General features: G+C 70.8%; 12 protein-coding genes. 10 read left to right on the top strand and 2 right to left on the bottom strand.

All coding sequences use genetic code 11. From position 1 onward, the window contains the following. Nucleotides 1–10: 10 nt before the first annotated feature. Nucleotides 11–1,072 carry a cytochrome c oxidase subunit II gene (coxB, locus tag C4B30_RS25695; protein ID WP_027785957.1) on the bottom strand — a complete coding sequence of 354 codons (1,062 nt, stop codon included), beginning with the start codon at nucleotides 1,070–1,072 and terminating at the stop codon, nucleotides 11–13. A gap of 304 nt (nucleotides 1,073–1,376) precedes the next feature. Between coxB and C4B30_RS25690 the strand changes: the two genes are divergently transcribed. Both C4B30_RS25690 and C4B30_RS25685 read left to right on the top strand, forming a co-directional pair. Then, nucleotides 1,377–2,360: an SDR family oxidoreductase gene (locus tag C4B30_RS25690; protein ID WP_027785956.1), complete on the top strand. Its 984-nt coding sequence runs from the start codon at nucleotides 1,377–1,379 to the stop codon at nucleotides 2,358–2,360. Nucleotides 2,361–2,365: 5 nt separating this feature from the next. After that, entirely contained in the window at nucleotides 2,366–4,144 is a 1,779-nt protein-coding gene (locus C4B30_RS25685; protein WP_034185542.1) for a glycoside hydrolase family 15 protein, read from the top strand. 45 nt (nucleotides 4,145–4,189) lie between these two features. Here the strand turns inward: C4B30_RS25685 and C4B30_RS25680 are convergent, their stop codons facing one another. After that, a complete protein-coding gene (locus C4B30_RS25680) occupies nucleotides 4,190–6,034 on the bottom strand; it encodes a thiamine pyrophosphate-requiring protein (RefSeq protein WP_027785954.1) in 1,845 nt (614 codons plus the stop codon). Between the two features lie 131 nt (nucleotides 6,035–6,165). On the opposite strand from C4B30_RS25680, the gene C4B30_RS25675 reads away from it, so the two are divergent. From C4B30_RS25675 to C4B30_RS25640, 8 genes are all read left to right on the top strand, one after another. Beyond that, nucleotides 6,166–7,266, top strand: coding sequence for an enolase C-terminal domain-like protein (locus tag C4B30_RS25675; RefSeq protein ID WP_027785953.1), 1,101 nt, complete (start codon nucleotides 6,166–6,168; stop codon nucleotides 7,264–7,266). Between the two features lie 19 nt (nucleotides 7,267–7,285). Beyond that, nucleotides 7,286–8,137: a hypothetical protein gene (locus tag C4B30_RS25670; RefSeq protein WP_027785952.1), complete on the top strand. Its 852-nt coding sequence runs from the start codon at nucleotides 7,286–7,288 to the stop codon at nucleotides 8,135–8,137. Further along, nucleotides 8,134–8,799, top strand: coding sequence for a gluconate 2-dehydrogenase subunit 3 family protein (locus C4B30_RS25665; RefSeq protein ID WP_027785951.1), 666 nt, complete (start codon nucleotides 8,134–8,136; stop codon nucleotides 8,797–8,799). The genes C4B30_RS25670 and C4B30_RS25665 overlap by 4 nt, the downstream gene beginning before the upstream one ends. Continuing rightward, nucleotides 8,786–10,456, top strand: a complete 1,671-nt coding sequence (locus C4B30_RS25660; RefSeq protein ID WP_027785950.1) for a GMC family oxidoreductase — start codon at nucleotides 8,786–8,788, stop codon at nucleotides 10,454–10,456. Before C4B30_RS25665 ends, C4B30_RS25660 begins: the two co-directional genes overlap by 14 nt. Nucleotides 10,457–10,555: 99 nt before the next feature. Then, nucleotides 10,556–10,939, top strand: a complete 384-nt coding sequence (gene copM, locus C4B30_RS25655) for a CopM family metallochaperone (protein WP_034185502.1) — start codon at nucleotides 10,556–10,558, stop codon at nucleotides 10,937–10,939. Between the two features lie 127 nt (nucleotides 10,940–11,066). Next, complete coding sequence (locus tag C4B30_RS25650) at nucleotides 11,067–11,807, top strand: FRG domain-containing protein (protein ID WP_027785948.1); 741 nt, start codon at nucleotides 11,067–11,069, stop codon at nucleotides 11,805–11,807. Nucleotides 11,808–11,965: 158 nt separating this feature from the next. Then, entirely contained in the window at nucleotides 11,966–12,469 is a 504-nt protein-coding gene (locus C4B30_RS25645; RefSeq protein WP_027785947.1) for a low affinity iron permease family protein, read from the top strand. A 181-nt stretch (nucleotides 12,470–12,650) separates the two neighbouring features. Next, nucleotides 12,651–13,130 carry a BON domain-containing protein gene (locus tag C4B30_RS25640; RefSeq protein WP_027785946.1) on the top strand — a complete coding sequence of 160 codons (480 nt, stop codon included), beginning with the start codon at nucleotides 12,651–12,653 and terminating at the stop codon, nucleotides 13,128–13,130. The last annotated feature ends 110 nt before the right edge of the window (nucleotides 13,131–13,240 follow it).

Here is a 13,240-nt window from a genome sequence, read left to right as displayed (position 1 = left end):
CATCCTCGGTTCAGTGCAGCGTCGCGAGATACGCGGCGAGATCGTCGGCGTCGCGCGGCGCGAGCGCGATCGACGGCATCAGCGATTGCGGCTTGATCTGCTGCGCATGCGCGATCCACCGGCGCAGGTTGTCGGGCGTGTTGTCGAGCGTGCCGGCCGCGAGCAGCCGGCGCGTGCCGACGTGCGTGAGATCGGGGCCCGCGTCGCCCGTCGCGTCGGTGCCGCGCACCGCGTGGCAGCCCGCGCAGCGCGCGGCGAACACGCGCTGGCCGCGGCGCTCGACCCCGGCGCCCGCCGTGGGCGCCGGGGCCGGCTGGCGTTGCGCGGCGAGCCATGCACGGAACGCGGCCGGCGGCTCGGCCACGACTTCGAACGCCATGTGGGCATGCTGCGCGCCGCAGTATTGCGAGCACTGCCCGCGATAGATGCCCGGCCGGTCGGCCTGCAGCCATTGGCGATTGGTCTGGCCGGGAATCGTCTGGGTCTTGCCGGCGAGTTGCGGCACCCAGAACGCATGGATCACGTCGGCGCTCTTCAGTTCGATCGCGATCGGTTCGCCCACCGGAATATGGATTTCGTTCGCGGTGACGAAGGCCGGCCCGCCGGCATCGTCCGGATAACGAACGGCCCACCACCAGTCTTGCGCGGTCACCGTGATCGTCAGCGCGGGCGGGCGCGGCGGCGCCGCGATCGCGCCCAGCACGCGCAGCATGTAGACGAGCGCGCCGAACAGCAGCAGGATCGAGATCGCGGAGCCCACGGTCACGATCGTCAGCCCGCTGCCGTGGCCGCCGCCCGCCTGCGCGCGACGGCGAAACAGCGCGATCAGCAACAGCACGGCGATCGCGACGCAGACGAACGTGCACAGCGCGAGCAGCGCCCAGCCGAGCACGAGGACCGGCTGTGCCGCGGGGCCGGCTGCGTGCATGACGTAGGCGAGCGGCAGCGGTGCGGCCGGATTGCCGGGCTCCGCAGGCTCGGCGGCCGCGCGCGCGACCAGCGGCGCGACCGCCCACGCGAACGGTGCGATGCATGCGATATGACGCGTTTTCCTGGACAGCGGAACGAGCAACGCGACTCCTTGCCGAATGCGGCGGCATGACGAAAGCCGTTCGCGGCCGAGCAAGTTTCGTGCGCACGCGGCTCGCTCGTAGGCCGCCGTGGGGACGCGGGATTGCGCGCGCAACGGCCGGTGCGTTACAGCCGCTTTGTAAATTGGGTGACCGTTCACGGCACGCATCGGGGCAATACGGCCTCCGAGGGCCGGCGTGGCCGGCGCGGCATGTCGTTTGCTGCGCCGATCCCGTTCCGGCATGCTGCGGCGCGAAAGCCTCGTAGGCGTGCCGGCCCTCATCGGACAACGGGAGGAACCGACCGTGAAGACCGTCGCGATCACCGGCGCAAGCGCCGGCGTCGGCCGCGCGACCGCCCACGCATTCGCGCGGCGCGGCGCGAACGTCGCGCTGCTCGCGCGCGATCCGGGCGCACTGGATGACACCGCGTGCGAGGTGCGTGCGTACGGCGTCCGGGCGTTGCCGATCGCCGTCGACGTCAGCGATGCGGCCGCGCTCGACGCGGCAGCCGAGCGGATCGAACACGAGCTCGGGCCGCTCGACGTGTGGGTCAACAACGCGATGGTCACCGTGTTCGCGCCGTTCGACGCGATCTCGCCGGAAGACTATGCGCGCGTGACGGCCGTCACCTACCTCGGCTGCGTATACGGCACGCGGGCCGCGCTCGCACGGATGGCGCCGCGCAACCGCGGCACGATCGTGCAGGTCGGCTCCGCGCTCGCGTACCGGTCGATTCCGCTGCAAGCGCCGTACTGCGGCGCGAAACACGCGATCCGCGGCTTCACCGACGCGCTGCGCTGCGAGCTGCTGCATGCGCACAGCCGTGTGCGCGTGACGATGGTGCAATTGCCCGCGATCGACACGCCGCAGTTCGACTGGGCCGAATCCGTGCTGCCGCACGCACCGCGGCCGGTCGCGCCGGTCTATGCGCCGGAGGTGGCGGCCGACGCGATCGTGCACGCCGCGCGGTATCCGTGCCGCGAGCGCTGGGTCGGCTGGTCGTCGCTCGCGGCGATCGTTGCGAACGGTATCGCGCCCGGCTGCTTCGACCGCTATCTCGCACGCACGGCGGTGCGCGGCCAGCAGCGCGCCGAGCCGGCCGGCCCGCGCCCGTCGAACCTGTGGACGACCGTGCCCGGCGGGCATGCGACGCGCGGCGCGTTCACCGACGAAGCGCACCGCACGGGCGCCGAGGCCGGGCTCGGCGCGTCGCGTGCGCTCGCATTCGGCGCGGCGGTCGCCGTGCTCGCGACCGCGTTTGCCGTCACGCGCAAATGGAACCGGTGAGCGCGATGCGGATCGAGGATTACGCGCTCGTCGGCGACGGTCGCAGTGCGGCGCTCGTCGCCCGCGACGGCAGCATCGACTGGCTGTGCTGGCCGGATTTCGATTCGCCGCCGTGCTTTGCCGCACTCGTCGGTACGCCGGACAACGGCCGGTTCCGGATTGCGCCGAGCGAGCCGGATGCGCGCGTGACGCGGCGCTATCTGCCCGGCACCGCGATACTCGAAACGACGTTCGAAACACCGTCCGGCTGCGTCGTGATCACCGACTGGATGAGCTGGAACTCGGCCGATCCGTGTCTGATGCGCAGCGTGTGCGGCGAGCGCGGGACGGTCGACGTCGACGTCGATCTCGGCGTGCGCTTCGACTATGGCAGCGCGCTGCCGTGGTGCCGGCGTTTCGGCCGGCGCTGGCGGATGATGACGGGCGGCGATGCGATGTGGCTCGACACGGATGCCCGGCTCGACGTGCAGAGCGACCGGCTCGTCGGCACGCTCCGGATCTCGGCCGGCGAGCGGACGGATTTCTGCATCAGTTATGCGCGTTCGTTCGACGCGGCGCCGGCGGTGCCCGATGCGTATGCGTCGCTGCGCGACACGCAGGCATTCTGGCGCGCCTGGTCCGATTGCAACGCGGCCGACGGCCCGTATCGCGACGCGATCGAACGCGCGCTGATCACGATCAAACTGCTGTCGAGCCTGCGCACCGGCGGCATCGTCGCGGCACCGACCAGTTCGTTGCCCGAGCGCCTGGGCGGCGCGCGCAACTGGGACTACCGGTTCTGCTGGCTGCGCGATGCGAGCTTCACGCTGCGCGCGCTGGTGCGCTGCGGCTATCGCGACGAAGCCGCCCGCTGGCGCGACTGGCTCGTGCGCGCGATCGCCGATCACCCGTCGCAATTGCAGGTGCTGTATGCGGCCGACGGCGGCCGGCGCGCGGCCGAGTGGGAGGCCACGCATCTGGCCGGCTATGAAGGCGCGCGGCCGGTGCGTTTCGGCAACGCGGCGGCCGACCAGTTGCAGCTCGACGTGTACGGCGAGGTGCTCGGTGCGCTGTACCAGGCACGCCGGCATGGGCTGCCGCCCGACGACGACGCGTGGACGCTCGAGCGGCGCCTGCTCGAACATCTCGCGACGATCTGGCGCGAGCCGGACGAAGGTATCTGGGAGGTGCGCAGCGGGCGGCACCCATTCACGTCGTCGAAGGTGATGGTATGGGCCGCGGTCGAAAGCGCGTACCGGTCCGCACGCGCATTCGGCCATCACGCGCCGCTCGCCGTGTGGCGGCGCTGGGCCGACGCGGTGCGTGCGGAAGTGCTCGAGCACGGCTATCACGCGCGGCTCGGCCGCTTCGTCGATCGTTTCGACGGCGACGGCATCGACGTCAGCCTGCTGCTGATTCCGCTCACGGGGATGCTCGACGCGTCCGATCCGCGCGTCGTCGCGACGGTCGCCGCGATCGAGCGTGAGCTGGTCGACGACGGCCTGCCGTTCCGCTATCGGCCGCCGCGTTTCGGGGACGGCTGCGAAGGCGACGAAGGCGCGTTTCTCGCGGCCGGCTTCTGGCTCGTGCAGGTGTACCGGATGCAGCGGCGCGACGACGACGCGCACGCGCTGTTCGAGCGGCTGCTCGGCTTGCGCAACGACGTCGGGCTGCTGTCCGAGGAATACGACGTGAACGCGCGGCGCATGTGCGGGAATTTTCCGTTCACGCTCGCGCAGGTCGGGCTCGTGAATGCGGCGCTCGCGCTGCAGGGCGACGGGCGGGACGACGTCGACATCGACTAGGCGACTACGCTAACCAGGTGCCACGCCGTTCCGCGCCTGCCTTGCTTACGATTCGCCTTTCCCTCCCTTGTCGTCCTTGCCGCGCTTGTCGCCGTGCTCGCCGTTGCCGGGCAGCACGGCCGACAGCACCTGCCGCGCGGTCTCGACGATCACGTTGGCTTCGCGCGCGTCGCCTTTCACCAGCGTTTCGGCGAAATGCTTCGCCTGCTGCAGCGTCACGTGCGGCGGCAGCGGCGGCACCTCGGGGTCACTCTTCACCTCGAGCACGACCGGCCGGTCGGACGCGAGCGCCTCTTCCCACGCGGCGCCGAGCTGCTCCGGATCGTCGACGTAGATGCCCTTGAGGCCGAGCAGCGTCGCGAAGCGGTAGTAGGGCACGTTCGGGATCTGCTGCGACGCGTCGAACTTCGGGTCGCCTTCCATCACGCGCTGCTCCCACGTGACCTGGTTCAGGTCCTCGTTGTTCAGCACCATGCAGATCCAGCGCGGGTCGGGCCACTGGCGCCAGTATTTGGCGACCGTGATCAGCTCGGCCATGTTGTTCATCTGCATCGCGCCGTCGCCGACCATCGCGATCACCGGGCGCACCGGATACGCGAATTTCGCGGCGATCGCATAGGGCACCGCGGCGCCCATCGACGCGAGCCCGCCGGACAGCGAGCCCATCATCCCGCGCCGCATCATCAGGTCGCGCGCATACCAGTTCGCGCAGGAGCCCGAATCGCTCGTCAAGATCACGTCGTCGGGCAGGCGCGGCGACAGCTCGGTAAACGCGCGCTGCGGATTCACGCCGCGGCCCGGGCTGGCCTTCGCGGCCGCGCGGGCCGCGAGCGTGTCGTGCCAGTCGTGGTTCCATTTGGCGATCCGGTCGCGCCACGCGGTATCGCGCCGCTCGTTCAGCAGCGGCAGCAGCGCGCGCAGCGTCTCGGCGCTGTCGCCGACCAGATTGACTTCCATCGGGTAGCGCAGGCTCAGCATGTCGGCCTTCAGGTCGATCTGCACGCCGCGCGCCTGGCCTTCCTTCGGCAGGAATTCCGAATACGGAAAACCGGAGCCGACGACCAGCAGCGTGTCGCATTCGGTCATCAGCTCGTAGCTCGGCTTGGTGCCGAGCAGCCCGATCGAGCCGGTGACCCACGGCAGGTCGTCCGGCAGTGCGGCCTTGCCGAGCAGCGCTTTCGCGGCGCCCGCGCCGAGCCGGTCGGCCACCGCGATGACCTCGTCGGTCGCGCGCAGCGCGCCAGCGCCGACCAGCAGCGCGACTTTCGACCCCGCGTTGAGCACGTCGGCCGCGCGGCGCAGGTCGTCCGCATACGGCACGACTTTCGGCGCCGTATAGCCGACCCCCGAATGCACGGTGCCGTGCGCGCGTTTCGGCGGCGCGTAGTCGAGCTCCTGCAGGTCGTTCGGCAGCACGAGCGCGGTCACCGTGCGCGCGCCGAGCGCGGTGCGCACCGCGCGGTCGACCAGATGACGCACCTGGCCCGGCACCGTCGCAAGCTGGACGAATGCGCCCGCAACGTCCTTGTAAAGCGCCGGAAGATCCACTTCCTGCTGATAGTGGCCGCCGAGCGCGGCGCGCGCCTGCTGACCGACGATCGCGAGCACCGGCATGTGGTCGAGTCGCGCGTCGTACAGGCCGGTCACGAGGTGGGCGGCGCCGGGGCCCGACGTCGCGACGCATACGCCGAGCTCGCCTGTAAATTTTGCATGCGCGGACGCCATGAAGGCCGCCATCTCCTCGTGGCGCGCCTGGATGAATTCGATCTTGCCGTCCGCGCGGTTCAGCGCGCCGAAAAAGCCGTTGATGCCGTCGCCCGGGTAGCCGTAGATGCGGCGCACGCCCCACGCGTACAGCCGCTCGACGATGAAATCCGCCACTGTCGCCATGCCGTTTCTCCTTGGTTCGGAATGAGCCGATGCGAGGCTGCCGCGCAAGGCACGTGCCGCGCCGCGTGCGTCGGGCACAGCGGTTGCACGCGCTGTCCGCAAGCAAAAAGCAAGCTGACCGGAGCGTAACGATGGCGCTTTCCGCCGCACCGGCGATCGACGACGTGCGTGCTCGCGCGTATCGCGTGCCGACCGACCGACCCGAAGCCGACGGCACCTATGCATGGACCGCGACGACGGTCGTCGTCGTCGAGATCGACGCGGGGCCTGTGACGGGGCTCGGCTATACGTATACGGATGCGAGCGCCGTGCCGCTCGTGACGTCGCTGCTGGCCGGCGTGGTGCGCAACCGGCCGGTGGTGGACATCCCGGCCGCTGTCGATGCGTTGTGGCGCGCGGTGCGCAACCTCGGCCGCAGCGGGATCGCGGCCACCGCGATTTCGGCGCTCGATGCCGCGCTGTGGGACGCGAAGGCGAAACTCGCCGACGTGCCGCTCGCATTGCTGCTGGGCCGCCTGCGCGAACGCGTGCCGGTGTACGGCAGCGGCGGGTTCACGACTTACGATGCGCCGACGCTCGCCGCGCAACTCGAAGGATGGCGCGCCGAGCACGTGCACGCGTGCAAGATCAAGATCGGCGTGCAGGATGCGCGCGATCCGTCGCGCGTGCAGGCGGCGCGCGATGCGCTCGGGCCGGGCGTCGACCTGTTCGTCGATGCGAACGGCGCGTACGCGCCGCGCACCGCGCTCGCGTTCGCGCAGGCGGCCGCCGATTGCGACATTCGCTGGTTCGAGGAGCCCGTCAGCAGCGACGACGTCGCCGGGCTGCGCTTCGTGCGCGAGCAGGTCGGCGCGCGAGTCGACGTCGCGGCCGGCGAGTACGCGTATACGCCCGACGATTTCCGGCGATTGCTGGAAGGCCGGGCGGTCGACGTGCTGCAGGCCGACGCGACGCGCTGCGGCGGCGTCAGCGGCTTTCTCGCGGCCGCCGCGCTTGCCGATGCGCACCACGTCGACCTGTCCGCGCATTGCGCGCCCGCGCTGCACCGGCACATCGGATGCGCGGCGCCGCGCCTGCGCCACGTCGAATGGTTTCACGATCACGTCCGCATCGAGCGGATGCTGTTCGACGGCGCGCCGATGCTCGTCGACGGCGCACTGGAAATCGACGCGGCGCGCCCCGGGTTCGGCCTTGAATTGCGCACCGCCGACCTGCTGGATTTCGCGCTCTGACTGCCGAGGAGGAGGAACGATGCGACACCACCGACATCGCGCGGCCGAGCGCGACAGGTTGCTGGCCGACGCCGCGCGACTGCTGAACCGCAGCGCGTTGCTGCTGGCCGGCTCGGTGCTCGCCGACAGCGGCGTCGAACACTATCGCGGCACCTTTCACAATCGCGCGATGCTCACGCCGCTCGCGATGTCGACGCTGTCGGTGATCGCGAGCGTGCACGGCCACGCGGACGACACGCCCGCGCGCCACCGGCTGCGCGACGCGGTGCACGTCGCATCGGCCGCGGTCGGCGTCGCCGGTTCCGCGTTCCACCTGTACAACGTGACGAAGCGGCCGGGTGGTTTCAGCTGGCACAACCTGTTCTATGGCGCACCGCTCGGCGCGCCGTTCGCGCTGCTGCTGTCGGGCGCGCTGGGCGCGGCGGGCGAGCGGTTGCGCGAGAGTCCGGCCGATGCGCCGCGGCTCGCCGGACTGCCGGCCGGGCGCGCGCTGGCTGGCCTCGTCGCGGCGGGGCTCGTCGGCACGCTCGGCGAAGTCGGGTTGCTGCATTTTCGCGGCGCCTTCCAGCATCGCGCGATGTTCGCGCCGCTCGTCGTGCCGCCGCTTGCCGCGCTGGCGACTGCCCAGCTCGCGCTGTCGCGCCCGCGCGCCGACCGGCGGTTCTGCCGCGGGTGGCTGCGCGCGACGGCCGTGCTCGGGTTCGTCGGCGTCGCGTTCCATGCGCGCGGCGTCGCGCGGCAGATGGGCGGCTGGCGCAACTGGTCGCAGAACCTGCTGTCGGGGCCGCCGCTGCCGGCGCCACCGAGCTTCACCGCGCTCGCGATCGCCGGGTTGGCCGCGACCGCGCTCGCCGAACAGGAGGCGTCATGAGCGACGCGAACCGCAAACCGGTCGCGCTGCCGCGCTACCCCGGCTACGACGTGCTCGCCAAGCGCGATACGCCGTCGTGGAACGATGCGACGCGGCGTGCGATCGATGCGCGCCTGCGCGTGGCGGCGAATGCGCCGCGTCATCTGGATTCCGAACGATACGCGACGCTCGGCGCATTGTGCGCGCGCATCGTGCCGCAGCAGCCGGGCGGCGCCGGTGCGATTCCGACCGCCGCGCTGGTCGATGCGCGGCTCGCGGCCGACGACGGCGACGGCTATCGCGATGCGCGTCTTCCGCCGCTGCGTGCAGCCTGGCAGACGGGCCTCGCCGCGCTCGACGCGATGGCGCGGCACGCGCACGGCTGCGCGTTCGCGGCACTCGGTGCGCGCGACGCCGACGCGTTGCTGCACGCGGTGCAGAAAGGTGACGTCGACCGGAAGGTGGAACCGGCCTGGGACGGCATGGACCCGCGCACGTTCTTCGCGAAGCGCGTGCTGATGGATATCTGCGGCGCGTATTACGGCCATCCGTTCGCATGGAACGAGATCGGCTTCGGCGGCCCCGCGAGCCCGCGCGGCTACGTGCGGATGGACTTCAACCGCCGCGACCCGTGGGAAGCGGAACTGCGCGTGGAGGAGGGCGATCGCGATGGCCGCCGATGAACCGCTGTCCGCCCCCTCGCCGCGCGGCCGCGACGGCCGTGCGCCCGATCCGTTGCGGGTCGGCGGTTGGTCGCCGATGCGGATGTTCCGCGACGACGAGGCGGTCGACTTCGTGATCGTCGGCACCGGCGCCGGCGGCGGCACGCTCGCGTGCAAGCTCGCCGAATACGGCTTCTCGGTCGTCGCGCTCGACGCGGGCGCATGGTGGCGGCCGCTCGAGGAATTCGCGTCGGACGAGACGCATCAGCACAAGCTGTTCTGGACCGACGAGCGGATCTGCGACGGCGCCGATCCGCTCACGCTCGGCACCAACAACAGCGGTCGCGCGATCGGCGGCAGCACCGTGCACTTCGCGATGGTGTCGCTGCGGTTCCGGCCCGAGTGGTTTCGCTCGCGTACCGCGCTCGGCTACGGCGTCGACTGGCCGCTCGACTGGCGCGAGATGTGGCGCTACTACCGCGAGGTCGAGCTGGCGCTGAGGATCAGCGGGCCGGTGAACTACCCGTGGGGGCCGCCGCGCCCGCGCTATCCGTATCGCGCCCACGAACTGAACGCGGCCGCGCTCGTGCTTGCGCGCGGTGCCGAGGCCATGGGCATCGACTGGACGCCGACGCCGCTCGCGACGCTGTCCGCGCCGCGCGGCCGCGCGCATCCGTGCGTGTATCGCGGCTTCTGCATCGCCGGCTGCGCGACCAACGCGAAACAGAGCGCGCTCGTCACGTGGATTCCGCGCGCCGTCGCGGCCGGCGCCGAAGTCCGCGATCTCGCGATGGCGCTGCGCATCGAGGCCGACGGCGATCGCGTGACCGGCGTGCACTACGCGCGCGACGGCCACACGCGGTTCCAGCGCGCGCGCAACGTCGTCGTTGCCGGTTATGCGATCGAGACGCCGCGCCTGCTGCTGCTGTCCGCGAACGGGCGGCATCCGCAGGGGCTCGCGAACCGTTCTGGCCTCGTCGGCCGCTACCTGATGGCGCAGCTCAACCAGGCGTCGTGGGGGACGCTGGACGACGAAGTGCGCTGGTACAAGGGGCCGCCGTCGCTGTCGATCACCGAGCACTGGAACTACGCGGACGAAGGCAAGGATTTCTTCGGCGGCTACTGCTGGATGAGCCAGGGGCCGCTGCCGATCGAATGGGCGCGCAAGGTCGCCGCGCGCGGGTTGTGGGGCGACGCGCTGAAGCGCGAGATGGCGCGCTACAACTTCCAGGCCGGCCTGAAGATCGTCGGCGAGACGCTGCCGCGCGCGGACAACCGCGTGACGCTCGCCGACGAACGCGACGCGTTCGGGCTGCCGATCGCGCGCGTCACCTATTCGTACGACGACAACGACCGCCGGATGATCCGCCACGCGTTCGCGCAGATGGGGCGTTCGCTGGAGGCGGCCGGCGCGCGCGACATCTGGCACGAGGAGGACGACACATGCCATCTCGCCGGCACCGTGCGGATGGGCGACGACCCGGCGACGAGCGTCGTCGATGCCGACTGCCGCAGTTGGGACATCCCGAACCTGTGGGTGTGCGACGGCTCGGTGTTCCCGACCGTCGGCGGCGTGAATCCGTCGCTGACGATCCAGGCGATCGCGTGTCGCACCGCCGATCGCATTCGCGCACTGGTCGCGCGCGGCGACGCGCATGCGCGTGCGCGATGGCGGTGAATTCGCGGCGCGGCCCCAGCGGCAGCCGATACGACAGGTGCTTGCACGCGAGGATGCCGTAAGCGAAACCCGTTCACTTTCTTGTCGAGGAATCGTCTCATGCGTACATTCAACCGTTCATCCCTGCGCCGTTGCGCCGCCTGCGCACTGCTGACGGCGTGCGCGTCGGCGCTGCCCGCGGCCGGACAGTTGCGCCCGCCCAATCCGGTCAGCGCACCCGATACGTCCACCCAGGCGTTCAAGCGCGCCGACCGAAAAATGATGGAGGCGATGGAGAGCGCGCCGTACACGGGCGACGCCGACCGCGATTTCGTCGCGCACATGGCGCCGCATCACCAGGGTGCGATCGACATGGCGCAGGTCGAGCTCAAGTACGGCAAGGACCCGACGCTGCGGCAGCTCGCGAGCCGGATCGTCGCGGCGCAGCGCGACGAAATCGCGCTGATGGAGCGCTGGCAGAAGGAGCACGGCAAGACGCCGTGAACCGCGATGCGATACGGCGATACGCAGCGGGCCCTACCGGTAGCGCCGCATCCGGCAAGCGACGATATCGGACACGTGCCGATGCAATCGCCGCGAATATGGGCAGGCGAGACAGGAGGCGCGATGCATGGACGATGAACGCGACGCGGCAAGCCGCTCGATCGACAGCGTGGCCGACTACATGGCCGTGATCGGTGCGCAGCGCCGGACGATGGCGCTGCGGCTCTTTCGCGGCCAGTGCAACGCCGGCTGGCCGCTCGTGCCGGGCATCGCGCGGCAGTGCGCGTCGCCCGACGTCGAAGCGCGGATGCTCGACGAATTCACGCGGCGCGCGCTGCCGCATCTCGAACCCGGGCAGAACCTCGATGCGTGCGACTGGCTCGCGCTCGCGCAGCAGCACGGGATGCGCACGCGCCTGCTCGACTGGTCCGGCAACGCGCTGGCCGCGCTGTGGTTCGCGGTCAGGCGCGCGGGCGAATCGGGTGGAGACGGCGTGGTGTGGTGCCTGTCGCACGACGCCGACGACATCGCCACCGCCGCCGAACGGCGCGCCCCGCTGCAGGTCGCGCGCACCAAAGTGTTCCGGCCGCGCCACGTGATGCCGAGGATCACCGCGCAGGACGGCTGGTTCACGATTCACTGTTACGACGCCGGCGCCGAGCGTTTCGTGCCGCTCGACGAGGATGCGGACCTCGCCGGCCGTCTCATGCGCATCGTCGTGCCGGGCGCCCGGTTCGCGACGATCCGGCAGGAGCTGGCCGGGGTTGGCGTGAGCGTCGCGACGATCTTTCCGGATCTCGACGGCATCGCCCAGTTGACCGACACGCGCTATTTCCCGGACGACGAGGACACGCACGCGCCGCGGTGAGGCCGCGCTGCACGGGCGTGGGGGCCGGGCACGCACGATGCTCCCCTCGACGGCGCGCAGATGGGACCGAACCCCAGCGGCCAGCTTGCGTCCGGTTCGCGGCGGGTGGCGACGCGGTTCATGCGCATTCCAACAAACCATCGAATCCGGAGGCTTTCATGCGCGAACCCAACGAACCACCGAACGAGCGTCGCGACACGGCGTGCGAGCCCGGCGCCGGCTCCCGCCCGGCCGGGCACGGCGTCACCCGCGCATTCGAACGTTTTGCGTCGAGCGTGACCACCTGGGCCGGCTCGCCGGTGGCGTTCGGCAGCGCGGTCGCCATCACCGTGCTGTGGCTCGTGAGCGGGCCGGTGTTTCATTACTCCGACGCGTGGCAGCTCGTCATCAATACCGGCACCACGATCATCACGTTCCTGATGGTGTTCCTGCTGCAACGTAACCAGAACCGCGACAGCGTGGCGTTGCACCTGAAGCTCGACGAACTGCTCGCGGTCACGCGCGCGGCGAGCGACCGGCTGATCGGGATCGAGGATGCGTCGGAGGAAGAATTGCGCGCGCTGGCGCAGACCTACGTCGAAATGGCGCAGCGCGCGGCCGAACGCGGCGAGGACGAACCGGGCGCCAGGCGCGCGGAAACGGCCGACACGCCCGAAGCCTGATCCTCCTGTCTGCCGATCTTCCGGTCGAGCGATGCGCGGCCCGATGATTTTTCAAACGCTTGTCGTTTCCGGCGCCGCATTACCGCGCGACGGCTTGCGCGCGACGCTCGCACCGGGGAACGGCACGTGCTGCATACCGAAACGAAGCCCGGCTGTCCCGGGTATTGCCTACGGTGCCTCCATGAACTCCAGAACCCCTTCGAATCCGTTGCTGAATCTTGCGGTGGCCATTGCCTGCGGGGCGGCCGCGATGTACTTCCTCGATCCTTCGTCCGGCCGGCGGCGACGCGCTTATCTGCGCGACAAGGCGGTTGCGGGCCGGCACGGCGTCGCCGATTATGCGAATACGCAGGCGAAGCGGGCGGCCGACCATGCGCGTGGCGCGATCGCCGGCTTGCGGGCGGACTGGCTCGCGGGCGATGCGAGCGACGTGCAGGTCGCCGAACGCGTCCGTGCGGCGCTCGGCCGGCTCGTCGCTCGCCCGCGCGACATCGACGTGAGCGTCGAGCGCGGCGACGTGTGCCTGACCGGACAGGTCGAGGAGGCCGAACGGCAGGCATTGATCGACGGCGTCGCCGCCCTGCATGGCGTGCATCACGTCGAGGACGCGATGGGCGCGCGCAGCGAATACAAGGCGCCGCCCGGCGGTCGTTCTCACTGACGCGGCCGCGGTTGCCCGCCCCGGCGGGGGGCGGTGAACGAGTACGACACGCATTCGGCGCACGCACCGCTGCCGGCCGACGGCAGCCTGGCGCCCCAACCGGAGCAAGC

The organism is Burkholderia sp. BE12, from assembly GCF_002959955.1.
Lineage (GTDB): Bacteria > Pseudomonadota > Gammaproteobacteria > Burkholderiales > Burkholderiaceae > Burkholderia.
The sequence above is the reverse complement of the archived record's forward strand: the minus strand, read 5'-3'. Positions and strand labels throughout refer to the sequence as shown.

Coding starts and splice junctions, on each gene's coding strand:
- C4B30_RS25685 (WP_034185542.1), top strand. CDS start 2,366: ATGCGGATCGAGGATTACGCGCTCGTCGGCGACGGTCGCAGTGCGGCG.
- C4B30_RS25680 (WP_027785954.1), bottom strand. CDS start 6,034: ATGGCGACAGTGGCGGATTTCATCGTCGAGCGGCTGTACGCGTGGGGC.
- C4B30_RS25675 (WP_027785953.1), top strand. CDS start 6,166: ATGGCGCTTTCCGCCGCACCGGCGATCGACGACGTGCGTGCTCGCGCG.
- C4B30_RS25670 (WP_027785952.1), top strand. CDS start 7,286: ATGCGACACCACCGACATCGCGCGGCCGAGCGCGACAGGTTGCTGGCC.
- C4B30_RS25665 (WP_027785951.1), top strand. CDS start 8,134: ATGAGCGACGCGAACCGCAAACCGGTCGCGCTGCCGCGCTACCCCGGC.
- C4B30_RS25660 (WP_027785950.1), top strand. CDS start 8,786: ATGGCCGCCGATGAACCGCTGTCCGCCCCCTCGCCGCGCGGCCGCGAC.
- copM (WP_034185502.1), top strand. CDS start 10,556: ATGCGTACATTCAACCGTTCATCCCTGCGCCGTTGCGCCGCCTGCGCA.
- C4B30_RS25650 (WP_027785948.1), top strand. CDS start 11,067: ATGGACGATGAACGCGACGCGGCAAGCCGCTCGATCGACAGCGTGGCC.
- C4B30_RS25645 (WP_027785947.1), top strand. CDS start 11,966: ATGCGCGAACCCAACGAACCACCGAACGAGCGTCGCGACACGGCGTGC.
- C4B30_RS25640 (WP_027785946.1), top strand. CDS start 12,651: ATGAACTCCAGAACCCCTTCGAATCCGTTGCTGAATCTTGCGGTGGCC.